This is a genomic window from Allobosea sp. CS1GBMeth4 (assembly GCF_900185715.1).
Taxonomy (GTDB): domain Bacteria; phylum Pseudomonadota; class Alphaproteobacteria; order Rhizobiales; family Beijerinckiaceae; genus Allobosea.
Window position 1 is genome coordinate 16,132 of record NZ_FYAS01000014.1, and the last position, 26,695, is coordinate 42,826.

At 67.5% G+C, this 26,695-nt stretch carries 21 protein-coding genes; 10 read left to right on the top strand and 11 right to left on the bottom strand.

Going from position 1 to position 26,695, the window contains the following annotated elements:
- Positions 1-287 precede the first annotated feature (287 nt).
- The 6 genes from CS1GBM4_RS07440 to CS1GBM4_RS07465 all read left to right on the top strand — a co-directional run bounded on the left by CS1GBM4_RS07440 (position 288) and on the right by CS1GBM4_RS07465 (position 10,520).
- Positions 288-1,481: a glycosyltransferase gene (locus tag CS1GBM4_RS07440; RefSeq protein WP_186418074.1), complete on the top strand. Its 1,194-nt coding sequence runs from the start codon at positions 288-290 to the stop codon at positions 1,479-1,481.
- Positions 1,482-1,493: 12 nt separating this feature from the next.
- Positions 1,494-3,386, top strand: a complete 1,893-nt coding sequence (gene asnB, locus CS1GBM4_RS07445; RefSeq protein ID WP_186418075.1) for an asparagine synthase (glutamine-hydrolyzing) — start codon at positions 1,494-1,496, stop codon at positions 3,384-3,386.
- Between the two features lie 134 nt (positions 3,387-3,520).
- Positions 3,521-5,005, top strand: a complete 1,485-nt coding sequence (locus CS1GBM4_RS07450; RefSeq protein WP_186418076.1) for an MBOAT family O-acyltransferase — start codon at positions 3,521-3,523, stop codon at positions 5,003-5,005.
- A 10-nt stretch (positions 5,006-5,015) separates the two neighbouring features.
- A complete protein-coding gene (locus tag CS1GBM4_RS07455) occupies positions 5,016-6,137 on the top strand; it encodes a hypothetical protein (protein WP_186418077.1) in 1,122 nt (373 codons plus the stop codon).
- Between the two features lie 250 nt (positions 6,138-6,387).
- Positions 6,388-8,979 carry a glycosyltransferase gene (locus CS1GBM4_RS07460; RefSeq protein WP_348522314.1) on the top strand — a complete coding sequence of 864 codons (2,592 nt, stop codon included), beginning with the start codon at positions 6,388-6,390 and terminating at the stop codon, positions 8,977-8,979.
- Positions 8,980-9,146: 167 nt separating this feature from the next.
- Positions 9,147-10,520 (top strand): glycosyltransferase, encoded by a 1,374-nt coding sequence (locus CS1GBM4_RS07465; RefSeq protein WP_186418079.1) that lies wholly within the window; start codon positions 9,147-9,149, stop codon positions 10,518-10,520.
- Positions 10,521-10,548: 28 nt separating this feature from the next.
- Here CS1GBM4_RS07465 and CS1GBM4_RS07470 read toward each other — a convergent pair whose 3' ends face one another.
- The 9 genes from CS1GBM4_RS07470 to CS1GBM4_RS07510 form a co-directional block, all read right to left on the bottom strand.
- On the bottom strand, positions 10,549-11,712 hold the full coding sequence (locus CS1GBM4_RS07470) for a glycosyltransferase (RefSeq protein WP_186418080.1): 1,164 nt from the start codon (positions 11,710-11,712) through the stop codon (positions 10,549-10,551).
- On the bottom strand, positions 11,712-12,818 hold the full coding sequence (locus tag CS1GBM4_RS07475) for a glycosyltransferase (protein WP_186418081.1): 1,107 nt from the start codon (positions 12,816-12,818) through the stop codon (positions 11,712-11,714). The genes CS1GBM4_RS07470 and CS1GBM4_RS07475 overlap by 1 nt, the downstream gene beginning before the upstream one ends.
- Positions 12,815-13,972 carry a DegT/DnrJ/EryC1/StrS family aminotransferase gene (locus CS1GBM4_RS07480; protein WP_186418082.1) on the bottom strand — a complete coding sequence of 386 codons (1,158 nt, stop codon included), beginning with the start codon at positions 13,970-13,972 and terminating at the stop codon, positions 12,815-12,817. The genes CS1GBM4_RS07475 and CS1GBM4_RS07480 overlap by 4 nt, the downstream gene beginning before the upstream one ends.
- On the bottom strand, positions 13,972-14,556 hold the full coding sequence (locus tag CS1GBM4_RS07485) for an acyltransferase (protein ID WP_186418083.1): 585 nt from the start codon (positions 14,554-14,556) through the stop codon (positions 13,972-13,974). The genes CS1GBM4_RS07480 and CS1GBM4_RS07485 overlap by 1 nt, the downstream gene beginning before the upstream one ends.
- 21 nt (positions 14,557-14,577) lie before the next feature.
- Complete coding sequence (locus tag CS1GBM4_RS07490) at positions 14,578-15,516, bottom strand: Gfo/Idh/MocA family oxidoreductase (protein WP_186418084.1); 939 nt, start codon at positions 15,514-15,516, stop codon at positions 14,578-14,580.
- 61 nt (positions 15,517-15,577) lie between these two features.
- Positions 15,578-16,918 carry a nucleotide sugar dehydrogenase gene (locus tag CS1GBM4_RS07495; RefSeq protein ID WP_280177686.1) on the bottom strand — a complete coding sequence of 447 codons (1,341 nt, stop codon included), beginning with the start codon at positions 16,916-16,918 and terminating at the stop codon, positions 15,578-15,580.
- A 272-nt stretch (positions 16,919-17,190) separates the two neighbouring features.
- Entirely contained in the window at positions 17,191-18,921 is a 1,731-nt protein-coding gene (gene araD / locus CS1GBM4_RS07500) for an L-arabinonate dehydratase (RefSeq protein WP_186418086.1), read from the bottom strand.
- A 195-nt stretch (positions 18,922-19,116) separates the two neighbouring features.
- Positions 19,117-20,031 (bottom strand): dihydrodipicolinate synthase family protein, encoded by a 915-nt coding sequence (locus CS1GBM4_RS07505; RefSeq protein WP_186418087.1) that lies wholly within the window; start codon positions 20,029-20,031, stop codon positions 19,117-19,119.
- Positions 20,024-20,728: a GntR family transcriptional regulator gene (locus CS1GBM4_RS07510; RefSeq protein ID WP_244607107.1), complete on the bottom strand. Its 705-nt coding sequence runs from the start codon at positions 20,726-20,728 to the stop codon at positions 20,024-20,026. The genes CS1GBM4_RS07505 and CS1GBM4_RS07510 overlap by 8 nt, the downstream gene beginning before the upstream one ends.
- Before the next feature lie 205 nt (positions 20,729-20,933).
- Here CS1GBM4_RS07510 and CS1GBM4_RS07515 point away from each other — a divergent pair, with 205 nt between their 5' ends.
- The 3 genes from CS1GBM4_RS07515 (at position 20,934) to CS1GBM4_RS07525 (ending at position 24,009) form a co-directional block, all read left to right on the top strand.
- A complete protein-coding gene (locus CS1GBM4_RS07515; RefSeq protein ID WP_186418088.1) occupies positions 20,934-21,908 on the top strand; it encodes a tripartite tricarboxylate transporter substrate binding protein in 975 nt (324 codons plus the stop codon).
- A 165-nt stretch (positions 21,909-22,073) separates the two neighbouring features.
- The gene (locus CS1GBM4_RS07520; protein ID WP_186418089.1) at positions 22,074-22,793 is read left to right on the top strand and encodes a ribonuclease activity regulator RraA; all 720 of its coding nucleotides are present in this window, start codon (positions 22,074-22,076) and stop codon (positions 22,791-22,793) included.
- Between the two features lie 127 nt (positions 22,794-22,920).
- A complete protein-coding gene (locus tag CS1GBM4_RS07525) occupies positions 22,921-24,009 on the top strand; it encodes an SMP-30/gluconolactonase/LRE family protein (protein ID WP_186418242.1) in 1,089 nt (362 codons plus the stop codon).
- 81 nt (positions 24,010-24,090) lie between these two features.
- Here CS1GBM4_RS07525 and CS1GBM4_RS07530 read toward each other — a convergent pair whose 3' ends face one another.
- Positions 24,091-24,951, bottom strand: coding sequence for an alpha/beta hydrolase (locus CS1GBM4_RS07530; RefSeq protein ID WP_186418090.1), 861 nt, complete (start codon positions 24,949-24,951; stop codon positions 24,091-24,093).
- A 165-nt stretch (positions 24,952-25,116) separates the two neighbouring features.
- Here CS1GBM4_RS07530 and CS1GBM4_RS07535 point away from each other — a divergent pair, with 165 nt between their 5' ends.
- Complete coding sequence (locus CS1GBM4_RS07535; RefSeq protein WP_244607108.1) at positions 25,117-25,572, top strand: MarR family transcriptional regulator; 456 nt, start codon at positions 25,117-25,119, stop codon at positions 25,570-25,572.
- A gap of 17 nt (positions 25,573-25,589) precedes the next feature.
- Here the strand turns inward: CS1GBM4_RS07535 and CS1GBM4_RS07540 are convergent, their stop codons facing one another.
- Positions 25,590-26,639 carry an LLM class flavin-dependent oxidoreductase gene (locus CS1GBM4_RS07540; protein WP_186418092.1) on the bottom strand — a complete coding sequence of 350 codons (1,050 nt, stop codon included), beginning with the start codon at positions 26,637-26,639 and terminating at the stop codon, positions 25,590-25,592.
- Between the last annotated feature and the right edge of the window lie 56 nt (positions 26,640-26,695).

A 26,695-nucleotide genomic window follows, 5' to 3' on the forward strand; every position in this document is an offset into this window, starting at 1 on the left:
GACTCTGCCTGATTTCATTCTCGCCGATCGCCGACGATGCGCGCGTCCGTCGCCATGCCGACACGCTCATGGCGGCAGGCTGGGATGTGGTCGCGGTCGGGCTGCCAGGGGCCAAATCGACTCCCCCGGCCTGGAAGATCATCGACACCTTGCCTGCATTGGCTGCGCCGAGCGCGCCGGAGGCGCCGCAGGAGCCTGCAGAAGGCGCTGGTGACGGGGCTCCCGACGATGCGGTCGCGGTCGTGCCCGCTGCGAGCGAGCCGCAGGGACGGCCTCCGAGAAGCTTCGTGAGACGGCTCCTGGCCTTCTGCTACTGGCGCACGCTCGGCCTCGCCCAACGCCTTCAGCAGGCGAGCGGAATACCGGTCCGCAGCATCATCCAGCGCATCATCAACCTGCCCGGCACGATCAGCCGTCGTCTGGTCACGCCGCTGGTCCGGCGTTTCGTCCCGCAGCAGATGAAGGAGATGACGCTCAGCCAGATGCGGAGCTATCTCCCGCTGCTCAAGGCCCATGTCAGCCGCAAGGCGGCGCTCGACATCTACTGGTCCTGGGGCAACATGCAGGAGATGTATCAAAAGGCGCAGGGCGTCGAGGCCGATCTGTGGATCGCCAATGACTGGTCGACCTTGCCGATCGTCGCCCGCCTGATCGAGGAGAAGGGCGGCGTCTATCTCTATGACAGCCACGAGTTCGCGACCGAGGAATATCCCAACGATCCCTGGTGGCGGCTTTTCACGCAGCCTGTCGCCAAGGCTGTCGAGCGGACCTACATCGCGGGCGCCAGGCACAGCTTCTCGGTCTCGCCGGGGATTTCGAAGGCGTTGAACGCGCTCTATCGCCTCTCGCCGCCAAACGAAGTGCTGCGCAACATGCCGGGGCGGATCGATCTCTCCTTCCGCCCGACGGGCGAGCGCATCGAAGTGCTCTATCACGGCATCCTGTCGCCCTCGCGCGGGCTCGAGGCCGCGATCCGGAGCGTTCCGCAATGGCGTCCGGAATTCCATCTGACGATCAGGGGCCCCGGCAGTCCGGCCTATCTCGCCTCCCTGCGCAAGCTCATCAGGCAGACCGGCGTCAACGATCGGGTGACGCTGGCCGAACCCCTGCCGATGATCGAGCTCGTCCGCGCCGCAACCGCCTTCGACATCGGGTTCTTCGCCCTGCTCGACGATTCCCCGCAGAACAAATACGTGCTGCCCAACAAGTTCTTCGAGTACGTCAATGCCGGGCTGGCGCTATGCGTTTCCGACTGTCCGGATATGGCCGAGCTGCTGAATCGGCATGATCTCGGTGTCCTGATGAAGTCGACGTCTCCCGACGATATCGCCCGAGCGATCAACAGCCTGGATCGGGCCGGCATCGACCGCTTCAAGCGTCATTCCATCGCCGCCGCCGAAACCCTGTGCTGGGAGGCGGAACAGGAGAAATTGCTGCGTGCCTGCAATCAGGCTATTGGGCGCACCGTCGTGGCGGCCTGAGCGGATCCTGGCATGTGTGGCATCTGGTTTTCGGTCGGCGTCGCGCCCGATCCTCGTTTCATCGACATCGTCGCCCATCGAGGCCCCGACGGGCGCGGCTGGGAGACCTATGACAGCGTGGCGGGACCGGTCGCGCTCGGCCATCGCCGGCTGGCGATCATCGATGTCAGCGATGCGGGCCTGCAGCCCATGGCCGATGCCACGGGGCGCTATCACCTCGTCTTCAACGGCGAGATCTACAACTATGTCGAGCTGAAGGAGGAGCTGGAGGCGAAGGGCGTCCGCTTCCAGTCGCACTCGGACAGCGAGGTCCTGCTCGCCTCCTACATCCACTGGGGCGAGGACTGCCTGCAGCGCTTTCGCGGGATGTTCGCCTTCGCGATCTACGACCGGCGCGACCAGGTGCTCTTCGCGGCGCGGGATCGCTACGGCATCAAACCGCTCTATGTCCATAATTCCGCGCAGGGCATCGGCTTCGGCTCCGAGATCAAGCAGCTGCTGGAAATGCCGCATGTCGTGCGGCGCGTGAATCTCGAGCGGACCTACGACTATCTCTATGCCGGCCTGACCGATCACGCCCGCGACACGATGTTCCAGGGCGTCGAGCATATCCGTGCCGGCGAGTGCGTGAAGCTGGACCTGCGCCGCTGGCGTCCCGGCGAGCCGCTTCCGCTCCTGCGCTGGTACCGGCTGCCGGAGGTCGGTTCGATCGACATCTCCGAGGCCGAGGCGGCGGAGCGCTTCCGCGAGCTGTTCATCTCCTCGATCAAGCTGCATCTGCGCTCGGACGTGACCATCGGATCCTGTCTTTCCGGCGGTCTCGATTCCTCAGCCGTGGTCGCGCAGATCGACCGCGAGCTCGCTGGCAGCGGCGCCAGGCTCAATACCGTCAGCGCCTGCTTCGAGGGCAGCGAGGTCGACGAGAGCCGCTATATCGACATCGTCAATCGCGCCACCGCGACGATCGGCCACAAGACCTATCCGGATTTTGCCGATGTCCTCGACGCGGCCAAGACGATCACCTGGCATCAGGACGAACCCTACGGCTCATCGAGCATCTTCGCGCAGTGGTGCGTCTTCAAGGAGGCCCACGCGCAAGGCATCAAGGTGATGCTCGACGGCCAGGGAGCCGACGAAATCCTCGGCGGCTACAGCAGCGCCTTCTTCTATCATTTCCGCGCGCTGGCGGCGCAGGGCCGCTATCTCGAACTGGCGCGCGGCCTGCTGGAGCGGAAGTTCCACAACGGCGCCGGACTGGCCGAGCAGATTCGCTGGATCGATTGGCCGCGACCGCTCGCCCACCTGCTGCGCCGCAGCCGGAACATGTCGGCGCCGGCGAACATCGATTGGATCGCCTCGCCGGTCTGGCCGTCGCATCTGCGGGAGAAGGGCCCGTTCGATGCGATGGTCGCACGCGACGGCATGGAGCCCGTGACGTCGCTCGGCCGGCTCTGCGCCGCAAGCCTCCATTCGAACCTCCCGATGCTGCTGCACTGGGAGGACCGCAACTCGATGGCACATGCGATCGAGGCACGCGTGCCCTTCCTGGACCATCCCCTGGTCGATTTCTGCATCGGCCTGGGCGATCGTCACAAGGTGGTCGGCGGCGAGACGAAACGGGTGATGCGCCGCGGCCTCGAGGGCGTCCTGCCGCCCGAGATCGCGCGCCGCCGTGACAAGATCGGCTTCCAGGCCCCGGAACAGGCCTGGTACCGGGGCCCGCTCAAGGAGGGCATGCTCGCCGGCCTCGAGGAGACGATCGCACAGTTCGGCGATCTGCTCGACGTGCCCCGGACGCGCCAATTCGCCAGCGAGATGCTGGCTGGTGTGCGTCCGGTCGATTTCACCATCTGGCGCCTGGTCAATATGGGGCTCTGGGGGCGCACTTTCGCGGTCACCCTCTGACGGCCGCGATGCCGGCATCGCCCGGTTGCCGGCCCTGCGCAGGGCCGGCGACCGAACCTTGGCTTGCTTGCAATCCCGATGACGCTTGGCTAAGGCAGCCGCGGCGTGCGCCGTAGCAGGAGCCGAATTTCCGTATGTTGTTCACCTCGGCGCAGTTCATTTTCCTGTACTTGCCGATCGTCCTGGCCGGGTTCTTCCTGATCGGTAGCTTCAGCCGCCCTCTGGCGGCGGCCTGGCTCACGCTCGGCTCGCTGTTCTTCTACGGATACTGGGACGCGAAATACGTCGTCCTGCTGCTGATCTCGATCAGCATGAACTACAGCCTGGGGTATTTCCTTCAGACATCGTCGGACAAGCGGCGGAAGGGGATGGTCCTGGCGCTGGGCGTCAGCGCCAACCTGCTGCTGCTCGGCTACTACAAGTACACGAACTTCATCGTCGCCAACGTCGCTGCGATGACGGGGCTGGACTGGACCATCGACCAGATCGTCCTGCCGCTCGGAATCTCGTTCTTCACCTTCACGCAGATCGCCTTCCTGGTCGATGCCAAGCGGGGAGAGGCGCGCGAGCTCAACCCCATCCATTACGCGCTGTTCGTCACCTATTTCCCGCATCTGATCGCAGGGCCGATCCTGCATCACAAGCAGATGATGCCGCAGTTCGGCCGGGCGGAGACCTATTCGCCGACCCTGGAGAACATCGTCGTCGGACTGACGATCTTCCTCATCGGCCTGTTCAAGAAGCTGGTGCTGGCCGATGAGGTCGCTCCCTACGCCACCGCGGTGTTCGAGGCCGCAGCCGCCGGCAAGCCGCTGAGCTTCCAGGAGGGGTGGATCGGGGCGCTGTCATACACGCTGCAGCTCTATTTCGACTTCTCCGGCTATTCGGACATGGCGATCGGGCTGTCGCGCCTGTTCGGCATCCAGCTGCCGATCAACTTCAACTCGCCCTACAAGGCGTTCAGCATCATCGATTTCTGGCGGCGCTGGCACATCACCCTGTCGACCTTCCTGCGCGACTACCTCTACATCTCGCTTGGTGGCAGCCGGCGCGGCGAGCGGCGACGCTACCTCAACCTGTTCCTCACCATGCTGCTCGGCGGCATCTGGCACGGAGCGGGCTGGACCTTCGTCGTCTGGGGAGCGCTGCATGGCGCCTACCTGATCGTGAACCATGGCTGGCGCGCGGTCTGCGCGCGATGGCGGATCGAGCCGAAAGGGCCGCTCTGGGCTGCGGCCTGCTGGCTCCTGACCTTCATCGCGGTCGTCCTCGCCTGGGTCTATTTCAGGGCACCGTCGATCGGGGCCGCGCATGCCGTCCTGGGTGCGATGGCGAACCCATGGCTGGCTGTCGCCGCGCCGGCGCTGGCGCCGTCCAAGGCATGGCTCCTCTGCGCGCTGCTGCTGGCGATCGCGCTGTCGATGCCCAACACGCAGGAGTTCATGGCCTCGTTCCGTCCAGGATGGGAGTTCCGCGGACAGGGGACCCAGCCCGGCTGGTGGCGCTGGCGGCCGCAAGGAACATTCGCGCTCTACGTCGGCGGGCTCGGCGCGGCCGTGGTGCTGACCAGCATCTGGTCGACCCAGACCATCCGCGAATTCCTGTATTTCCAGTTCTGAGGAGCGGCGGATGCGACGCTACCTCGCGATTGTCCTGCTGCTGACCTGCCTGCCGGCCCTGGCCATCGCGGGCTTCAACTATGTGGTCGATCCCGTCCAGTATTTCCGCCCGGCGCGCTTCTACAAGCCGGGCATCTACACCCAGGAACGGTTCCTCTATCCGGCGCTGATCCGGCACCAGCCCTATGACGGCGTGATCATCGGCACCTCGACGGCGATGACGATCCGTCCGAGCCTGGTCAACCGGGCCTTCGGCGGCCAGTTCCTCAAGCTGACCATGAACGGCGGCCGCCCCAGCGAGCAGGCCATGGTGCTGGACGCCGCCCTCAAGCACAGCGAGACGCCGCTCAGGACCGTGATCTGGGGCATCGACCCGCATATGTGGGTCTATCCGGTCAACGACCGCAACCAGCTCTATTTCTTCCCGGAATACCTCTACAAGCCCGATCCGCTCGGCGTGCTGCGCTCGTATCTGCTCAGCCGCGACATCACGGCGATGTCGTGGACGTCGCTCTACAACCATCGCTATAATCAGGTGCCCGGCATCGACCTCGACAATGTCGGCAACTGGGTCGAGTATTTCGCCCAGTTCAAATATACCTGCAGCGCGGTCGAGACGCAGGTTTCGAAGTTCGTGCCGCGCGATGCGCGCGTGCCGGTGACGCCGCCGACGCCGGAAGCCGTCGCGCAGAACGGCGCCGTGCTGAATGCGAATTTCGAGCAGAATCTGCTGCCGCTGATCCGCGCCAACCCGCAGACGCAGTTCTATCTCTATAATCCGCCCTATTCGCGGGCCGAAGCGTTCTACCTGGCGGCCAAGGCGCCGGGAGCGCTCGAGGCCCGGCAGCGCTTCAAGGAAAGACTTGAACAACTCGCGCGCGAGAACGCTAATATACATTATTATGATTTCGAACAGTGGCGCGACATCACCGATAATCTCGATAACTATTATGACTACCAGCACCATAGCAAGGCAATCAACGACGCGATGTTCGAGTACATGGCGCGCCATCCCGGGCTTGCGACGTCCGGGCAATGGATCGAAGCGATGCGCGGGTTGAGCTATCAGGACGTCTTCAAGCAGTGCTTTCCCCAGGAGGTCGAGGCGGCGCGCGGCACGCCGCGACCCTGACGATCGGAGCGGGCGGCAATGCCAAACGGCCGGTTTCCGGCCTTCGCGCTCCGCTGACGTAGCGCGCAATCCAGCCCGGACTCGCTCGACGGCCAGCCGCGAGGTCGCGGCAGCCGAGTGTCCGCGCATCGACAGGTCCGGCACCATCGTGTAACAGGCCGGCAGCGGCGCCGGCTCTGGTTGTGGCCTCGAACCCAGCACCTTGGATCTCATGTCAGGCCTAGCAGCAGAACGCTTCGACTCCGTCGTCATGCTGACCTGGTCGGATTGGCATACCGAGCCGCGAAGCAACCGCCATCACTATGCTGTGCGCTTTGCCCGTCGCTGGCCGACCTTCTTCGTCCAGACGAACGGTCACGGCGACGCCATTACCTTCGAGCCGGTCGCAGGGCACGACATCACGATCGTCCGGATCGGGCCGATCTACAGCCCGGCTCAAGCCGCGCGCCTCGCCGCGGCGCTGCGCGAGCGCGGCGTCTCCCGGCCGCTGGTCTGGCTCTACAATCTCTTCATCGCGGGAGCGGTCGCCCGGCTGCATCCGGCCGCCGTGGTGTATCACGCGACCGAGGACTACCTCGCCAAGGCCGACAGCGTCAGCATAACGGCGAACGATCTTTCGGGGCTGGCTTCGGCGGCGATCAGGCGAGCCGACCTGGTCGTCGCGGTTTCGGAAGGGGTGGCCGAGAGCCATCGCCTCGCGGTGCCGGCCGGCAAGCCGGTCGTCGTCCTTCCGAACGGCTGCGATTTCGCTTTCTGGCAGCAGACGGGCGCGAGCGACTATAGGCGTCCCGCCGCCGGCAAGGTCGCCCTGTTCCAGGGCGGCATCAACGGCCGGCTGGATTTTCCGCTGCTGATCAGGCTCACGGAGCTGCTGCCGGACTGGCAATTCTGGTTCTGTGGAAAAGCCGCCGATGGTGGCGACGGCTGGGTCCGGCTCCAGCGCCAGCCCAATGTGAAATATCATGGCCTGCTCGACAGCGCCGGCATCGCCGAGCTCGCGCGCCAATCCCGCGTCGGGCTGATTCCGTTCAAGGACAGCGGCCTGATGCGCAGGTCGCTGCCGCTGAAGGCCTATGAATATCTCGCCTGTGGCCTGCCCGTCGTCACGACGCCGATCGATGCCCTGGCGGACCGTCCCGACCTGTTCGCGGCCGCGACGGACGCGGACGGGTTTGCCGAAGCGATCCGGCGGCTGGAATCTTCGCGCGAGGATGCCGCGATGATCGCAAGCCGGCTCGAGGCTGCATCGCGCAGTTCCTACGATATTCGTTTCGATGACCTGCTGTCCCATCTCGATCAGGTCATCGCGCGCCGCGTTCAGCTGCGTCCGGCGCTGAACGTGCTGATGCTCTACGATGATCGTTCCGCTCACGTCAGTACGGTCGCCGAGCATCTCGAGGGCTTCCGCAAGCATTCGCGGCATCGCTTCTTCTTTCTGCCCGCAACGGAGTTCGTCGGCCTGGCGGACAGCGGGGATGCCGCGCTGGACCTGTCCTGCTATGATGCGCTGATCGTCCACTATTCGGTCAGGGTTTCCGTCAGGAGCCACCTCTCGTCGGGGATCGCGGCGGCTGTTGCGGCCTATCGGGGGCCGAAACTTCTCTTCGTCCAGGACGAATACGACAACGTCGAAACGACGCGGCGCTGGATGGAGCGGCTCGGCATCGATGCGCTCTACACGACAGTCCCGCGGCAGGGGCTCGATTTCGTCTATCCGCGCGCCCGTTTCCCCAAGGTCGACTTCATTCCGACGCTCACGGGCTATGTTCCCGAAGACCCGTCCATCGATGCGTTTGCGATGCCGATGTCGGAGCGCAGGCTGCGTATCGCCTATCGCGGCCGTTCGCTCTCGCATCACTACGGGGCGCTCGCCCGCGAGAAATACAGCATCGGCGTCGATGTGAAGCGGCTCGCGCAGGCGCGGGGGGTGGCCGTCGATATCGAGGTCGACGAAGGCAAGCGCATCTACGGGAGCGACTGGTATCGCTTCATCGGCTCGGCGCGCGCGACGCTCGGCACGGAGAGCGGCAGCAATGTGTTCGATATCGATGGTAGGCTCGCAAAGCTCGCCCATGAAAACAAGGGCCTGGCATACGAAGCCTTCGCTGAGCGCTACCTGAAGGAGCATGAGGGCCTGGTGACGATGAACCAGGTTTCCCCGAAGATTTTCGAGGCGATTCGCCTGCGTACCGCGCTGGTCCTGTTCGACGGCGAGTACTCCGGCGTGGTGCGGGCCGACGACCATTACATTCCGTTGGCGAAGGACTATTCCAATATCGACGAGGTTCTTTCGCGGCTGGAGGATGTCGATTTTCTCGAAGCCATGACGGCGCGGGCCTATGAGGACGTCATCGCGACCGGCAGATATTCGCTTCGTGGCTTCGTGGAGGGGGTCGACGACTATCTGTCGCAACGGGCGATGGGGCGGCGCAGGGCGACCCTTCTCAGCACGCCGGTGGCGGCGATCTATGATGACGAGGCCGCCGACCTGCTCTTGCGGCCAGGGCCTGACGGGATGTTGCTCAGCGATGTCGTGCTTGCGCAGCAGCCCGACCGCGATCAAGTCGCGCGGATCGGCCAGGCGCTTGCCGCAGCCGCGGGCGGCAAGGACAAGGAGCCCGGGAACACGATCGACCTGCGGGGCCATGAGGGGAGCCGGAAGCGCGGCCCCGCCTTCCTTGTTCTCCGGGCTCTCTGGCGCGCTCTGCCCGAGCGGCTTCAGGTCACGCTCCTGGACCGCGCCCAGGCCCTGCTCGGTTCCGATGATCGCTCGTCCTCGCTGGCCAAGGTGACCAGACGCTTCTTGCGCGCAGTGCAGCGGCGCCGTGGCGGCGTGCTATAGCGCGGCTCGCGATCGAAGCGGGGAGGGGTGTTTCATTTGCCCGAGAATGGTCCGGACGCCGCGCTCCAAAGAGCGAGCGTCCTTTGCATGCCGTGCAGCCTCGCATCGACCCGTCCCGCTCCCAACCCGCCGCAGCCATATCAGGGGCCAGCCCAATGAGTATCAAGGTGGGTGCTGAACGTCCGCTGCGCATCGGACTGATCTCGTTCTCGGCGATCGCGGACGATCCGCGCGTGCGGCGGCAGGGCGACCTGTTCTGGGAACACGGCTGGGACGTCGTCGCGGTCGGGCTTTCCGGGGCCCGTTCGGAATCGCCGGCATGGCTCTGCCTGGAGGTTCCGGCGACCGACGAGGAGACCGCGGCGGCAGCGGTCGGGGCCGCGCCCGAAACGCGCGATCAGGCCGTCGGCTCGATCGCGCCGCAGCCTCCGACGGCGCCGAAATCCCTGCTCGACAGGGCATTGGATGTGTGGCGAACCTTGCCGGAGCCGCTGAGGCGCAAATTGCGTTCGCCCGCGAGATCGGCATTGCGGATCGCGGATGTCGCCAGCGTCTATCTTCGTGAGGAGCGCGCGACGGCGAGCTATTGGCGCATCAACGACCGCTATCCGCTGATCTACCAGCTCGCGAGCGGCCAGAAGGCGGATATCTGGCTCGCCAATGACTGGAGCGCTCTGCCCATCGTCCGGAAGCTCGCCGCCGAGCAGGGCGTTCCCTACGCCTATGACACGCATGAGCTGGCCGTCGACGAATACGCGCAGAGCTGGCGCTGGCGGCTGATCCACAGGCCGGTCATCGCTGCGGTCGAGCGGATGGGCATCGCCGGCGCCGTCGCGACGAGCTGCGTCTCGCAAGGCATCGCCGATCGTCTGCACGAACTCTACCGGTTGCCGGAGAAGCCCATGCTGATCCGCAACATGCCGCGGTACCAGGCCCATGCCTTCCGCCCCTGCGGCGAGACGATCGAGGTGCTCTATCACGGCATCGTCTACGAGGGCCGCGGGCTCGAGACCTGCATCGACAGCGTCGCGCTGTGGCGGCCCGAATTCCGCCTCACCATCCGTGGCCCGGGCCCGGAGGATTATCTCGCCGGGCTGCGCAAGCGGATCGAGGCGGCCGGGCTCGGCGGCCGGGTCGTGCTCGCGCCGCCGGTTCCGATGGTCGAACTGGTCAAGGAGGCGGCGCGCTTCGACATCGGCCTGTTCGCGCTGCCCGGCCACTCGCAGCAGAATGTCCATGTCCTGCCGAACAAGTTCTTCGAATACACCATGGCCGGTCTCGCGCTCTGCGTCTCGGATCTGCCCGAGATGACGGCGCTGCTGCGGCAGCACGATCTCGGCCGGCTGATCCCCGAGGTCACGCCGCAGGCGATCGCGGCCGCGGTCAACGGCTTCGACCGGCCGGCCATCGACGCCTGCAAGGCGCATGCGCTCGCCGCCGCCAAGCTGCTCAACTGGGAGGCCGAGGCCGATCGCCTCTATGCGGCGATCGCGCAGGCGGTGCCCGCGGCCGGAGAGGCGCAGCAGCCCGCGGCGCGGTAGAGCCGTTTCCGGAAGGAGGCGCCGGGCGCTATGCCGTGCCGGCGCGCGCCAGCTTCGCCACCAGGGTCAGCAGCTTGCCGCCCTCCGCCTCGAAGTTCAGGTCGCGGGCGCGCAGCAGCGCCGCGCGCTTGCAGGCGTCGATGCGGGCCCGGTCGAGGCCGGCGAGGCGGGCGGCGATGGTCCGCGGCGTGTCCTCGTCCAGCAGGAGGCCGCAGCCCGCCGCCTCGACCACCCGGCGAATCTCGGGCAGGTCGCTGCTGATCACCATCAGCCCGGCCTGGATGTACTCGAAGATCTTGTTGGGCATGGCGAAGCGCGCATGCGTCGTGCTGTTCGACAAGAGGAAGATACCGATATCGGCCTGCGCCGCGGCCGGAACGACCCGGTCGGGCGGAACGGCCGGCTCGAAGGCGATACGGGCGCCCAGGCCGCCGGCGAGCGCGCGCAGGTGCTGGTCGTAGCCGCCCTGGGCCGGGCCGCGGATCAGCAGGCGGTAGGCCTCCGGCCAATAGGCGACGCTTTCGATGAGAATCTCGAGGCCGCGCCGCGGGACGATGGCGCCATGGTAGAGCACGGTGATCGGATCGCCCGTCGGGCGGAAGGCGGTCTCCTGCCAGGCCGGCGTATTGGAGATCACCGTCGGCCGCGCCAGGCCGTAGCGGGCGGCGAGCGCGTCGGCGATGCCGTCGCTCACCGTGACCACGGCATCCGCCTCGCGGATGTAGCGCTCCTCGATCCGGACCACGTGCCGCCGGGCGAGGAGGCGCCAGCGCCAGCTGTCGGCGAACTCCTCCGAGGCGAACTCATGGCTGTCGTAGATGATGCGGGCGTTGCAGCCGCGCCGGGCCGCATCGGCGATCGGCAAGGCGCGCCAGTCATTGGCGATGACCAGGTCGGGAGCGAAGCGAAGCAGATCGCGCCGCGCGGCGAGCCTGGTCGCGGAGCCCCAATAGAGCAGGTCCGCACTGATCGGCAGCAGGGAGGCCGGGGCCTGCCGCAGCACCATGCCGAGCCGCACGCGCGTGTCGCTGCCCGGGCCGGGCAGGACGGTCACGGGCGTGGGCGGGGCGGCCGGCAGGGGCGCCTGCGCGAAGATGCGGACGTCGTGGCCGGCATGGGCGAGCAGGGCGGCATGACGCAGGACGCGCGAATCGTGCTGCAGGGGCGAGATGCAGAGGAGGGCGATGCGCATCAGCGGCTCCCCCCGGCCGCGACGGATGCGAGGATCCGGTCGATCTCGCGGCCGCGCTGGCGCCAGCTCGCCTCGCGCACGACGTAGTCGGCACCGTTGCGGCCGAGGGCGGCGGCCTCGTCGGGGGCCTCGCCGAGCGTCCTGACGGCGGCGGCGATGGCGGAGGGGCTGGCCGGGGGCACGACGAGGCCGGCGCCGGCCTGACGGACGATCTGCGCCTGGAAGGGCAGTTCGCTCGCGATCACCGGGACGCCGCAGGCCATCGCCTCGAACAGCTTGAGGGGGGCTACGCCCGAGGCGGAGCGGCCGTCCTGGTCCTCGATCACGCAGAGGGCCGCGAGCGCGCCGCGCAGCAGGGCGGGCACCGCCTCATAGGGCTGCCGGCCGAGCCAGAGCAGGCGGGAATCGGCTTTCGCGGCCTCGACCCTGCCGCGCTCGATGCCATCGCCGACGATGACGAGCCTGACATCCGCCGGCCAGGCCGGCTCGTGCAGGGCCGCGAGCATGGTGCCGACGCCATGCCAGGCGACGAGGCCGCCGACGAAGACGACATAGCGGCCGGCGATGTCGGCGCGAGGCCCGCCGGGCGTGAACAGGTCGGTATTGGCGCCGTTGGAGACGACGCTCACGCGCCCATGGCCGGCGAAGGCGCGGGCCCATTGCGCCAGCCCCTCGGTGACGGCGATCAGATGGGCGGCCATGCGGTACTGGGTCCGGTAGAGCCAGGCGAAGAGTGGCGCGAGCGGCTTCAGCGCCGGATAGGTCACGCCGATATCGGCCGGCTTGCCGTTGATCTCGTGCACCACGGGGATCCCGCGCCGGCGTGCCCACAGCGCGAGCGGCAGCGCCATGACATGGGAGCGGACGAAGACCGCGTCGAAGGCGCCGAGCCGGCGGGCGAGGGCGAGCTGGACCCGGCCATAGTCGAGCAGGCGGTGCAGGAAGGAGGTCCGCGCGCTGGCGCCGCCGCGGCTGGTGGCGAAGAGCTCGACATCCCAGCCGGACTGCCTCAGGCTGGCGATGATCTCGTCGATATGGGTCTGCGACGCCTGCCCCGGCCGAGGCGTCTCCAGCGAGAGATAGGCCAGCCGCAGCGGCCGGCTCATGCCACGGCGGCCGCCGGCGCAGCCAGAGCCTCGCGCACCGCCTCGATGATGTAGTCCTGCGTCGCCTCGTCGAGATAGGGATGCATCGGCAGCGCGACGACCTCCTGCGCGACGCGCTCGGAGATGGGCAGGCCGTTGCCGGCGACCGGGAAGTGCCGGTAGGCGGTCTGCTGGTGCAGCGGCTTGGGATAGTAGACCGTGGTCGGCACGCCCTTGGCCTTCAGCGCCGCCTGGAAGGCGTCGCGGCGGCCGGCATCGACGCGGATCGTGTACTGGGCCCAGGTCGAGACGCAGTCAGGCATCACGTAGGGCGTCGTGACGAGGTCCTTCAGCGCCGCGGTGTAGCGCGCGGCGACGACCTGCCGCTGCTCGATCTCCTGCGCATAGACCTTGAGCTTCTCGATCAGCACCGCGGCCTGGATGGTGTCGAGCCGCGAGTTCACGCCGACGCGGACATTGTCGTATTTGTAGGAGCCCTTGCCGTGGAAGCGCAGCGAGCGCAGCAGGTCGGCGTGCTCGTCGCTGTCGGTCAGGATCGCGCCGCCGTCGCCATAGCAGCCGAGCGGCTTGGCCGGGAAGAAGCTCGTCGTGGCGAAAGCGCCGATGCTGCCCGCGACGCGGCCCTTGTAGCGCGCGCCGTAGCCCTGCGCCGAATCGGCGATCAGCACGAGATCGTTCTCGCGGCAGAAGGCCTCGATCGGATCGTAATCGCAGGCCTGGCCGAAGAGGTCGACCGTGATCAGGGCGCGCGGCCGGAGCTCGTGCTTCCTCGCCGTTTCCAGCGCGGCGGCAAGGCCCTTCGGATCGATGTTGTAGGTCGCCTCGTCGATCTCGGCGAAGACCGGGGTCGCGCCCATCCAGGCGACGACCTCGGCCGTGGCGGCGAAGGTGAAGCTCGGGCAGAGCACGGCGTCGCCCGGGCCGATGCCGAGCGCCTCGAGCACCAGGATCAGCGCGTCGGTGCCGTTGGCGACGCCGATCGCGTGCTTCGAACCGCAGAAGGCGGCGAGGCCGGCCTCGAACTGGCCGACCTGCTCGCCGAGGATGTAGTTGCCGTCATGGACGACCTTCAGGATGGCCTCGTCCATCGCCTTGCCGATGCGCTGGCGCTGGGCCTTGAGGTCGATGAACTCGATCGCGGGACGCTCGCTCATCAGACGATCTCCTCCAGGGTATCGGGCCCGGTCTCGCGATAGCGCCGGCCGGTTTCGGGGCAGGTGAGATCGGGGCCGAGCCTGGCGCCGTTATGGCTCATCCAGCCGATGCGGCGGGCCGGAACACCGGCCATCAGGGCGAAGTCCGGCACGTCCTTCGCCACCACGGCGCCGGCGGCGATGAAGCAATAGGCGCCGAGCGTGTGGCCGCAGACAATGGTCGCGTTGGCGCCGATGCTGGCGCCGGTCTTCACCAGCGTCTTGCGGAACTCAGCCTTGCGGTTGAGGAAGGCGCGCGGGTTGTTGACGTTGGTGAAGACGCAGGACGGGCCGCAGAAGACGCCGTCCTCGAGCACGACGCCGTCATAGAGCGCGACATTGTTCTGGACCTTGCAGCCGTCGCCCATGCTGACGCGCGGGCCGACCATGACGTTCTGGCCGAGGACGCAGTCCTTGCCGATCACGGTCTGGCCGAGGACGTGTACGAAGTGCCAGATCTTGCTGCCGGCGCCGATCGCGACGCCGTCGTCGACATAGGCGCTCTCATGGATCGCGACGCCGGGAAAGCGCGGATCCTCACGCATCTCCGGCGCGGCCATCGCCCGTCAGCCCTTCAGATACTTGTCGACGAAGGGGTGGCGCTCGCCATCGGCGACGACCGGGAGCGTCCGGAACTGGGAGACCACCTCGACGCAGAAGCGGACGTCCTCGAGCCCGTAGCCGCGGCCGGCGAGGATCTCCTCGTAGCTGCGGGTGTGCAGGTCGGTGAAGCCTTCCGAGAACTCGACCTCCTCGCCGTCGAGGGTGATCGAGCGGTAGGTGGTCTTCTTGCCCTTGACGGCGTCCGGCAGGTCGTTGGCGTCGACCGAGAGGAACCAGCGCACATCGGCCTTCTCGTAGGAGAGCATGCCGCCGGCGCGCTCGGGCTGGCGCAGGCTGGCGGTCTGCGACTGCAGCGGGCCGAAGACATAGGCGAGCATGTCGAAGAAATGGACGCCGATATTGGTCGCGACGCCGCCCGACTTGGCCTCGTCGCCCTTCCAGGAGGCGTGGTACCAGCGGCCGCGCGAGGTGATGTAGGTCAGGTCGACCGCGTGGCGCTCGTTCGAGGTGGCGATGCGCTCCTTGAGCGCCTGGATCGCCGGGTGCAGCCGCAGCTGCAGGATCGTGTTGACCTTGCGGCCGGTCTGCTGCTCGATCTCGGCGAGGCCGTCGATGTTCCAGGGGTTGAGGACGAGCGGCTTCTCGCAGATGACGTCGGCGCCGGCGCGCAGGCCGAAGCGGATATGGGCGTCGTGCAAGTAGTTCGGCGAGCAGATGCTGACATAGTCGATCTGTTCGCCGCGGCGCCGCAGCTTGTCGACGTGCCGGTCGAAGCGCTCGAACTCGGTGAAGAAATGCGCCTGCGGGAAGTGGCTGTCGATGATGCCGACGGAATCGTTGGGATCGTAGGCCACCTTGAGATCGCCGCCATTGGCCTTGATCGCCGTCATGTGGCGGGGAGCGATGTAACCGGCGGCGCCGATCAGCGCGAAGCTCGTCATGATTGTCCGTCTCGATCTCGTCAGTCGCGCCGGCCGGGCGGGCCCCGCCGGCGCCGTTCTATCAGGCCTTGAAGACGTTGTCCGCCTTGATGCCGGCGCGGGCGCAGGCGTTGCGGGTGTCGACGACCAGCCGGGAGCCGGCGACGAGCGCCCGATAGTCGACGTCGTCATGGTCGGTGGCGATCAGCACCGCATCGAAGCCGGCGAGCGAGGCCGCATCGACCGGCACGCTCTTGCGGCCGGTGAGCTCGGCGTGCTCGCGGGTCGGCGGGATCACCGGGATGAAGGGATCGTGGAACTCGACATGGGCGCCGCGCTTCTCGATCAGCTCGATCAGCTTGAGCGAGGGGCTCTCGCGCATGTCGTCGATGTTCTTCTTGTAGGCGATGCCGAGGACCAGCACCTTCGCGTCGCTGAGGTTCTTGTGGCCCTTGGCGTCGAGGATCTCGGCGAGCTGGTTGACGACGCGATAGGGCATGCGCGAGTTGATCTCGCCGGCCAGCTCGATGAAGCGGGTAGCGATGTCGTATTCGCGTGCCTTCCAGGTCAGGTAGAACGGATCGATCGGGATGCAGTGGCCGCCGAGCCCCGGGCCCGGATAGAAGGGCATGAAGCCGAAAGGCTTGGTCTTGGCAGCGTCGATGACCTCCCAGACGTCGATGCCCATCGCCGCGTAGACGGTCTTGAGCTCGTTGACGAGGGCGATGTTGACGGCGCGGAAGATGTTCTCGGTCAGCTTGACCGCCTCCGCCGTCGCGGTGGAGGAGACCGGCACCGCCTTGACGACCAGCGTACCGTAGAGGGCGAGCGCCATGGCGAGCGCCTCCGCCCCGTCGCCGCCGACGACCTTGGGGATGGTCGAAGTGCCGAAGTCCGGGTTGCCCGGATCCTCGCGCTCCGGCGAGAAGGCGAGGAAGAACTCCTCGCCGCTCTTCAGGCCGGTGGCCTTCTCCAGGATCGGCCGCATGACCTCGTCGGTGGTGCCGGGATAGGTCGTCGATTCCAGCACGACGAGCTGGTCGCGGCGCAGGCGCTGGCCGATCGCCTCGGTGGTCTTCACGACATAGGAGAGGTCGGGCTCGCGATATTTGGTCAGCGGCGTCGGCACAGCGATCAGCAGCGCGTCGGGCTCGGCCATGCGGTCGAAATCGGTGGTCGCGATGAACTTGCCGGTCTTGGCGCCCTCGATGATCAGGTCCATCGGGATGTGCTTGATCGCGCTGCGGCCGGCATTGAGGTCGTCGACCCGCTTCTGGTCGATGTCGAAACCGATGACCTTGATGCCCTGGCGCAGTGCCGCGAGCGCCAGCGGGATGCCGACATAGCCGAGGCCGACGATGCCGACCACGATGGAGCGGTCGTTGACGCGTTCAATAAATCGCTGCGCGGCTGGCGAAGTCACAGTGCACTCCGGAAATGACGGCAAATAGGCCAGCGGCCCCGTTTTCTCGGGCGTGCTTCTTCCAGACTTGCCGAACCGCGTCAACATGCGCGGCGGGTTCGGCCGGAGCGATCCGCAACAGAAATCGCATGCATTCGACGGTGGAGCTTCGCCCGGGGAGGGAGCCCGGGCGGAGACAAAAACGCCGGCTGATCTCGTTGTGGGCCAGGTTCCGGCGTCGTTCCGTTAGGTCAATCCGGCCCGCCGGCCCGCGGCTGGGGCGTGGCGGACGCTCAGTGAATCTCCGGCTCCGCCACTTTCGCCGTGCCGGCGAGGTAGTCGAAATCGCAGCCCTTGTCGGCCTGCTGGATATGAGCCGCTGACATCTTGCCCCAGCCGCGCGGATAGTCGCGGTCGGGCGGCGACCAGCTCTTCAGGCGCTCGGCGATCTCGGCGTCGCTCAGGTTCACCGAGATGCTGCGCGCCTCGACATCGACTGTGATGATGTCGCCGGTCCTGACCGCCGCGAGCGGGCCCTTGATGTAGGCTTCCGGCGCGATGTGGAGGACGCAGGCGCCATAGCTGGTGCCGGACATGCGGGCGTCGGAGAGCCTGAGCATGTCGCGCACGCCCTGCTTCAGCAGCTTCTTCGGGATCGGCAGCATGCCCCATTCCGGCATGCCGGGGCCGCCGACCGGGCCGCAATTCTTCAGCACCATGACATGGTCGGCGGTGACGTCGAGATTTTCGTCGTTCACCGCCTTCATCATCGCATCGTAGTCCTCGAACACCAGGGCCGGGCCGGAATGCCTGAGCAAACGCTCCTCGGCGGCCGAGGGCTTGATGACGCAGCCGCCGGGGGCGAGGTTGCCCCTGAGCACGGCGAGGCCGTTGGCGGTCGAGACCGGCCGGTCGAGCGGGCGGATGACGTTGTCGTCATAGACCTGGGCGAGCGCGATGGTCTCGGAGATCGGCTTGCCGGTGACCGTCATGGCGCCGGTGTGGAGCTTGCTCTCCAATTGCTTCAGCAGGGCCGGCAGCCCGCCGGCATAGAAGAAGTCCTCCATCAGGAAGTCGCCGGAGGGGCGCAGGTTGGCGATCACCGGGACCTTGCGCGAGAAGGCGTCGAAATCATCGGGCGTCAGAGGCACGCCGGCGCGGCCGGCCATGGCGATCAGATGGATGATCGCATTGGTCGAGCCCGCGACCGCCATGTGAACGGTCAGCGCGTTCTCGAAGCTCTCGCGGGTCAGGATGCGGTCGGGCGTCAGGTCTTCCCAGACCATCTCGACGATGCGCTTGCCGGCGGCCGCGGCCATGCGCGGATGGGCGGCGTCGGCGGCAGGGATGGCGGAGGCGCCGGGCAAGGTGAGGCCGAGCACCTCGGCATGGCTCATCATGGTCGCGGCCGTGCCCATCACCATGCAGGTGCCGTGCGAGCGCGCGATGCCGCTCTCCATGTCGCGCCACTGCGCGTCCGAGATGTTGCCGGCCTCCTTCTCGGCCCAGTATTTCCAGACATCCGCTCCGGAGCCGAGCACCTTGCCGGCCCAGTTTCCGCGCAGCATCGGCCCGGCCGGCACGAAGATGAAGGGCAGGCCGGCGCTGCAGGCGCCCATGATCAGGGCCGGCGTCGACTTGTCGCAACCGCCGAGCAGTACGGCGCCGTCCAGCGGATGGGACCTGATCGATTCCTCTGCCTCCATCGCCAGGAAGTTGCGATAGAGCATGGTCGTCGGCTTCTGGTACTGCTCGGAGGCCGACATCACCGGGATCTCGACCGGGAAGCCGCCGGCGGCCCAGACGGCGCGCTTCACCGCCTCGGCGCGGTCGCGCAGATGGGTGTGGCAGGGGTTGATCTCGGACCAGGTGTTGAGGATGCCGATCACCGGCTTGCCCATGAACTCCTCATGGTTGAGTCCCATCTGCAGCGCCCGCGAGCGATGGCCGAAGGAGCGCAGGTCGCTGGCGCCGAACCAGCGCTTCGAGCGCAGCGTGTCGGGCGTCTTGCGGGGATGGGACATGGGGTTTCCTCAGTGCTTTGTGGTGTTGGTGCGCGAACCTCTCCGTCATTCCGGCGCGGCCCGCAGGGCCGAGCCCGGAACCCATGAACACGGAGCCATGAGGACGGGCGCGGCGATGGCGGCGGAGATTCCGCGCCGCCAGTGTTCATGGGTTCCGGGCTCTTCGCTACGCGCAGTCCCGGAAAGACGGCGAGCCTACTCCGCCGCCGCGCGCCGGCTGCCCCAGCCGGAGACGATCCTGCGCAGTTCGGCGCGCTCGCTCTCGTTCAGCTCCGGCAGGCCGGGCAGGCGCACCGGGCCGACATGGGTGCCGGTGAGGCCGAGCGCTTCCTTCACCACGGTGACGTTGGCGCCGTTGCCGTATTTCGTCCGCAGCGCCTCGAAGCCGGCGATCTCGTCGACGAGGTGGCGGGCGCGGTCGTAGTCACTGGCCTCCAGCGCCCGCCAGATCGCCAGCGAGCGCTCGGGGGCGACATTGACCAGACCGGAGGTGAAACCACGGGCGCCGAGCGCGTGGAAGGGCGCGGCCCAGCCCTCGGCGAGGCCGCAGATCCAGTTGGCGCTGGAGCCTTGCGTGGCGCGGACGCATTCGGCGAGCAGCATCATGTTTGGGGAAGCGAATTTGACGCCGGCGACATTGGGATGGGTGGCGACGCGGGCGAGATCCTTCACGCCGATCGCATCCGAGCGGATATAGGCGACGAGCGGGATCGTCAGCGCCTCGGCGATGGCGAGGATGTAGTCGGCCTGGCTCTGCGGGGCGGCGAAGGGGTCGAGCGGGTGGTGGACCATCACCGCGTCGCAGCCGGCCGTGGCGGCGAGCCTGCCGGTCGCCACCGCCTCGCGCAGCGAACGGCCGATGCCGGCGGTGACCAGCGCCTTGCCGGCGGCCGCCTCCGCCGCCACGGCATGGCTGCGCACCACCTCCTCGGTGGTCATCGGGTAGAACTCGCCGGTATTGCCGGCCGAGACGATGTTGTGGATGCCGGCTGCAGCGATGCGCGCGACGATCGCGCCGGTCAGCGCCCAATCGGCCTCGCCATCGTCCTTCCAGGCGGTGACGTGCACGCCCGAGATGCCGCGCAGCGCGGCGCGAACCCTGTCACTCATCGTAATCCAATCCTTCCGCATCGGCGCCGAAGACCTGGCGCACATGGCTCTTGGCGGAGCGCACGATATGGCTGCGCATGCGCTGCTCGGCCCGCGCCGGCTCGTGCGCGCGCAGCGCCTCGAAGATGCCGCGATGCTCCTCGAAGCCCCTGCCGCGCTCGCCGGGCTCGGCCAGCAGGGCGATGCGCTGGGCATGGTCGTACATGCGCTGGCCGTCGAGCCGGCGCTCGAGATAGAGGCAGCCCGAAATCCGGTGGATCATGCCGTGATAGGCCTCGTTCAGGTTGACGAGGTCCTCGAGGTCGCCGTGCCGGGTGGCGTGCGCCATCTCATCGATCAGGCGCGCCATCTCGGCGATCTCGGCCTCGCCGATCCGGTTGGCGGCGATATGGGTCATGACGCTTTCGAGCGCGGCGCGGCCGAGCGCCATCTCCAGCGCCTGGCGGGCGGAGAATTCGACGAAGACGCCGCGGCGCGCCTCGGTCCGGACCAGACCTTCGCTCTCGAGCATGCGGATCGCGTCCTTCACCGGGGTCGTCGAGACGCCCAGCATGTCGGCGAGCTGGCGCTCGTTCAGGCGCTCGCCGTTGCGGAAGCGGCCGGCGACGATCGCCCGGCGCAGGCGCTCATGCACATGCTCGCGCAGGGAGCGCAGCAGATGCGGCGAGACGGGTTCGATCGCGAGCGCGTTTGACATCCGGATTCCTCTGGCGCGCGCCGCCGCACGATTCGCTCCGGGCGCCGGCCTTCGCCATTGCCTCACCAGACATCACAAAGCGCAAGGGACATCAAGTCTGAAATTTCAGATTTCAAACCTGGAATTGCGTGCTATGCAGTGCCCATACGGCCGCACGACGCCGGAACGGCGGGGCCGCAGGGCTTCGTGAAGAGGGAGGATTGGAATGACGTCGATCACACGCCGCGGCCTGCTCGCCGCAGCCGGCACGATGCTGGCAGCGCCGGCCCTGGCTCAGAGCGGCTATCCGGGAAGCCGGGTCGTCACCATCGTCGTGCCGTTCGCGGCGGGCGGAACGACCGACCTGCTCGGCCGCATCCTGGCCGATCGCCTGGGCGCGCGCCTCGGCGGCAAGTTCATCGTCGAGAACCGGCCCGGCGCCGGCGGCAACACCGGGGTCGCGGCCGTCGCGAAGGCCGAGCCGGACGGCTACATGCTGACAATGGGCACGGTCTCGACCCACGCGATCAATCCGGGCGTCTACCCGAAGCTGCCCTTCGATCACGTCAAGGATTTCGCGCCGATCTCGCAGGTGGCGAGCGTGCCCAACCTGCTGATGGTCAATGTCGACCTGCCCGCCAGGACCGTGCCGGAGCTGATCGAGCTCCTGAAGAAGAATCCGGGCAAGTATTCCTTCGGCTCGTCCGGCGCCGGCACCTCGACCCATATGGCCGCCGAGCTGTTCAAGGTCTCGACCGGCACCGACATGGCGCATGTGCCCTACCGGTCGAGCGGGCAGGTGACGCAGGACCTGCTCTCCGGCCAGATCCAGCTCACCTTCGACAACATCACCATCGCCTGGCCGCATGTGCAGGCCGGCAAGATCCGCGCGCTCGCGACCGCGACGCCGAAGCGCCTGCCCGTCGCGCCCGAGCTCCCGGCGCTGGCGGAGTTCATCCCCGGCTACGACGCCAGCTCCTGGCACGGCTTCTTCGCCCCGTCGAAGGTGCCGCCCGAGATCGTCGCCAAATTGTCGAGCGAGACGCAGGCGATCATGCGCGAGCCGGCGGTGATCGAGCAGCTCAAGAAGCTCGGCGTCGACCCGGTCGGCTCGAGCCAGGCCGAGTTCGCCGCCCATATCGCGAGCGAGACCAGGCGCTGGGCGGAGGTCGCGCAGAAGGCGAATGTGAAGATCGAGTGATTTGCCGAGCTGTGTGACAAGCACGCCGTCATCCCGGACGCAGCGAAGCGGAGCTCCGGGATCCATCGTAAGGTGCCGAGCTCTACGATGGATCCCGGGTCAAGCCCGGGATGACGGGTTCTGGAACGACGCGCCAATTATCGGCCGCGAGAGGATGGTTTCGACATGACCGGTACAACCCTCACCCCCGAGAACCGCGAGAAGCTGAAGCGCGTCTCGACCGCGACGTTGACCACGGCGCTGTTCAAGCGCGGCCTGCGCAACCAGTTTATCCAGGATGTGCGGCCGCTGTCGCCGAACGCGCCGCGCATGGTCGGCGAGGCCTTCACCCTGCGCTACATCCCGGCGCGCGAGGACCTCGACCAGCTCTCGGCGTTCGAGGGCACGCAGCATCCGCAGCGCGTCGCGGTCGAGACCTGCCCGCCCGGCCACGTCATGGTGATCGACAGCCGCAAGGACGCGCGCGCCGCCTCCGCCGGCTGCATCCTGGTGACGCGGCTGCTGCAGCGCGGCGTGGCCGGCATCGTCACCGATGGCGGCTTCCGCGACAGCCCCGACATCGCGGCGCTCGGCTTTCCCGCCTATCACAGCCGGCCGAGCGCGCCGACGAACCTGATCCATCACCACGCGCTCGACATCAACGCGCCGATCGGCTGCGGCGACGTGGCGGTCTATCCCGGCGACATCGTCGTCGGCGACGGCGAGGGCGTCTGCGTGCTCCCGGCCCATCTCGCCGACGAGGTCGCGGCCGAGGCCTATGAGCAGACGGCCTATGAGGACTTCGTCGAGGCGAAGGTCCGCGAAGGGCGCGGCATCTTCGGCCTCTACCCGGCCAATGCCGAGACCAAGGCCGAATTCGCGAAATGGCGGCCGGACTGGAAGTGACCTGAGACCGCGCCCGCCGCCGAAGCGGCGGGATGAGACCCGCCGCCGAGCGGTGAAGACCGGGCGTCGTCAACGCGTCGCCCGAACGGATAGCCATGACAACAAGAGCGCAGGGGGAAATGCCATGATCGACATGTCTCGCCGTCATCTGCTCAAGGGCGGGCTCGCTGCGGCGGCCGGCCTGACCGCCGGCCCCGCGCTGGCGCAATCCTTTCCGTTCAGGCCGAACCAGCGCTACCCCGATCCGGCAGTCGAGATCCTCGATCCGGGCTTCGCCAGGTACCGGATTTATTCGAGCACAGTCGAGCAGGTCGGCACCGGCATGCGCTGGGCTGAAGGACCGGTCTATTTCCCGGACGGGCGCTATCTCCTCGTCAGCGACATCCCGAACAATCGGATCATGAAGTATGACGAGGTGAAGAACAGCTTCACCGTCTTCCGCGAGAACGCCAACTACGCCAACGGCAATGCCCGCGACCGGCAGGGCAGGCTGATCACCTGCGAGCATTCGGTGACGCGGCGCATCACCCGCACCGAGAAGAACGGCAAGATCACGGTGCTGGCCGACAGGTTCGAGGGCAAGCGGCTGAACGCGCCCAACGACGTCGTCGTCAAATCGGACGAGACGATCTGGTTCACCGATCCGCTCTTCGGCATCAACGGCGAATGGGAGGGCGCCCGCGCCAAGCCCGAGCAGGCGACGACGAATGTCTACCGGCTGGCGCCGGACGGCAGGCTCACCGCCGTGATCACCGATCTGGTCAACCCCAACGGGCTCGCCTTCTCGCCCGACGAGAAGAAGCTCTACGTCGTCGAATGGCGCGGCACGCCGAACCGCAGCATCTGGAGCTACGACGTCGAGGCCGACGGCAAGGTCTCGAACAAGGCCAAGCTGGTCGACGCCGCCGATTTCGGCGCGCTCGACGGCTTCCGCGTCGATCGCGACGGCAATCTCTGGTGTGGCTACGGCAGCAATGGCGCGCTCAATGCCGAGCCCGCCGATGTCGGCGGGCGCAAGGTCTATGGTCTCCGCGGCAAGCCGGAGGATCTCGACGGCGTCATGGTGTTCAGCCCGGCCGGCAAGCCGCTCGCCTTCATCCGCCTGCCGGAGCGTTGCGCCAATCTCTGCTTCGGCGGGCCGAAGGGCAACCGGCTCTACATGGCGAGCTCGCACTCGCTCTACGCGCTCCATGTCGAGGCGCACGGCGCCGTGTGAGGCTACCGGCCGCGCCCGCGGTGCCAAGATCCAGAGGGCCGGCGGCCGTGGGGCCGCCGGCCTTTTTCGCGTCCCGCAGGCTCAGCTCTTCAGGAAGGCGAGCATGTCCTGGTTGAGCCGCTCCTTGTGGGTGTCGGCGAGGCCGTGGGGAGCGCCTTCGTAGACCTTGAGCTCGGCGTGTGGAACGAGCGTCTTCGCGGCACGGGCGGCGGCGTCGATCGGCACGATCTGGTCGTCGTCGCCATGGAGGATCAGCGTCGGCCGGTCGAACTTCTTCAGGTCCTGCGTGAAGTCGGTGGCGGAGAACGCCGCGATCGAATCATAGGTGTTCTTGAAGCCGCCCTGCATGCCCTGCGCATACCAGGCGTCGATGATGCCCTGGCTCGGCTTCGCGCCGGGCCGGTTGTAGCCGAAGAACGGGCCCGAGGCGATGTCGCGATAGAGCTGAGCGCGGTCGGCGATCGAGCCGGTGCGCAGGCCGTCGAAGACCTCGATCGGCAGGCCGCCGGGATTGGCCGGCGTCTTCAACATCAGCGGCGGCACGGCCGAGATCAGGCCGAGCCTGGCGACGCGCCCGGTGCCGTGGCGGCCGACATAGCGCGCCACCTCGCCGCCGCCGGTCGAGAAGCCGAAGGCCGAAATCGCGCTGAGGCCGAGCGCCTCGATCACGTCCGCGAGGTCGTCGGCATAATGATCCATGTCGTTGCCGTCCCAGGGCTGGCTGGAGCGGCCATGGCCGCGGCGGTCATGGGAGACGACCCGGAAGCCGTTATTGGCGAGGAAGAAGGCCTGGTTCTCCCAGCTGTCGGAGGAGAGCGGCCAGCCATGGCTCAAGGTGACGACGGGGCCATCCTTCGGGCCCCAGTCCTTGAAGTAGAGGCTGACGCCGTCGCGGGTGGTGACATAGCTGCCGCTGACGGCCGGCTTGGCATTGGCGCTCATGATCGAACTCCTTGTCTCGGGGAACCCGGGGCTCCGGGCAGATCACGTCAGAATTTTATCGCTGACGATTAGATCGTGCACGATAGATACGGCTGCCCGGACATCATGTCAATCCCTTGCGATCAGATCGTGCGCGATTTATCTCGATGGCGAAGGAGATGCTTCATGACCACCGGCAAAGCCGCAGCGGGCGCAACCCTCAAGCTCGACGATTTTCTCTGCTTCGCGGTCTATACCGCCGGGCACGCCTTCAACCGGCTGTACAAGCCGCTGCTCGATGCGCTCGGCCTGACCTATCCGCAATATCTCGCCATGGTCGCGCTCTGGGAGAAGGACGACCGGACGGTCGGCGAGCTCGGCGAGCAGCTCTTCCTCGAATCGAACACGCTGACGCCGCTGCTGAAGCGGCTCGAGGGGATGGAGCTCGTCGCGCGCGTGCGGGACAAGGCCGACGAGCGTCAGGTGCGGCTGCGGTTGACCGCGGCCGGCAAGGCTTTGCGGGCGAAGGCGGAGACGGTGCCGCCCTGCGTGCTCGATGCGACCGGGATGACCGCCGCCGAGGCGCAGGCCCTGACCGGGGCGGTGACGAGCCTGCGCGATACCTTGCTGCGGAAAGGCTAGGCCGGATCCGATCGATCTCAGGCGAGGGCCGGCGCCTCGCCGACCAGCTCGCGCACCATCGGCACGACCTCGCGGCCATAGAGCGCGATGCAGCGCAGCAGCCTGTCCTGCGGCAGGGGGCCGGCGCTGATCTTGAGCTGGAAGCGCGACAGGCCGAGGGTCTTCACGGTCGCGGCGATCTTGCGGGCGACGGTCTGCGGCGAGCCGAGATAGAGCGACCCGCCCGCGACCTCGCGCTCGAATTCCTCGCGCGTCATCGGGCCCCAGCCGCGCTCGGCGCCGATGCGGTCGCGCATCGCCTTGTAGGCCGGGAAGAACTCCTCGGCCGCCAGCGCGTCGCTCGCTGCGACATAGCCCGGCGAATGCACGCCGATCGGCCGCTCGGCCTGGCCGAGCCGGCCCATGGCGTCGCGGTAGAGCTGGGCATAGGGCGCGAAGCGCTGGGCCGGGCCGCCGATGATGGCGAGCATCAGCGGCAGATCGTAGCGCGCCGCCCGGACCACCGATTCGGGGCTGCCGCCGACGCCGATCCAGGTCGTCAGTTCGCCGGCTTCCAGCGGTGGAAATACCGGCTGGTCCTCGAGCGGCGGGCGCAGGCGACCTTTCCAGGTGACGCGCTTCTTGCGGATCAGCTCGACGAAGAGATCGAGCTTCTCCTCGAACAGCGTCTCGTATTGACGCAGGTCAAAACCGAACAGCGGAAAGGACTCGGTGAAGGAGCCGCGCCCGAGGATGACCTCGGCGCGGCCGCTCGAGAGCGCGTCGACCGTCGAGAAGCGCTGGAAGACGCGAATCGGGTCGTCCGAGCTCAGCACCGTGACGGCCGAGCCGAGACGGATGCGGCTGGTGCGCGTCGCGATGCCGGCGAGCACGGTCTCGGGCGAGGAAACGGCGAAGTCGTCGCGATGATGCTCGCCGATGCCGAAGAAGTCGATGCCGAGCCCGTCGGCGAGCACGGCCTGCTCGACGAGGTCGCGGATCACCTGCGCATGCGGGAGCAGAACGCCGTCTGGGCCGGCGGTGACGTCGCCGAAGGTGTCGAGGCCGAGCTGGAGGGGGGCGGGCATGGGCGGGGTCCGGGACTGCGGCGCGCCGCGACTCCGGCGTCCCGGCGATCTGGCGC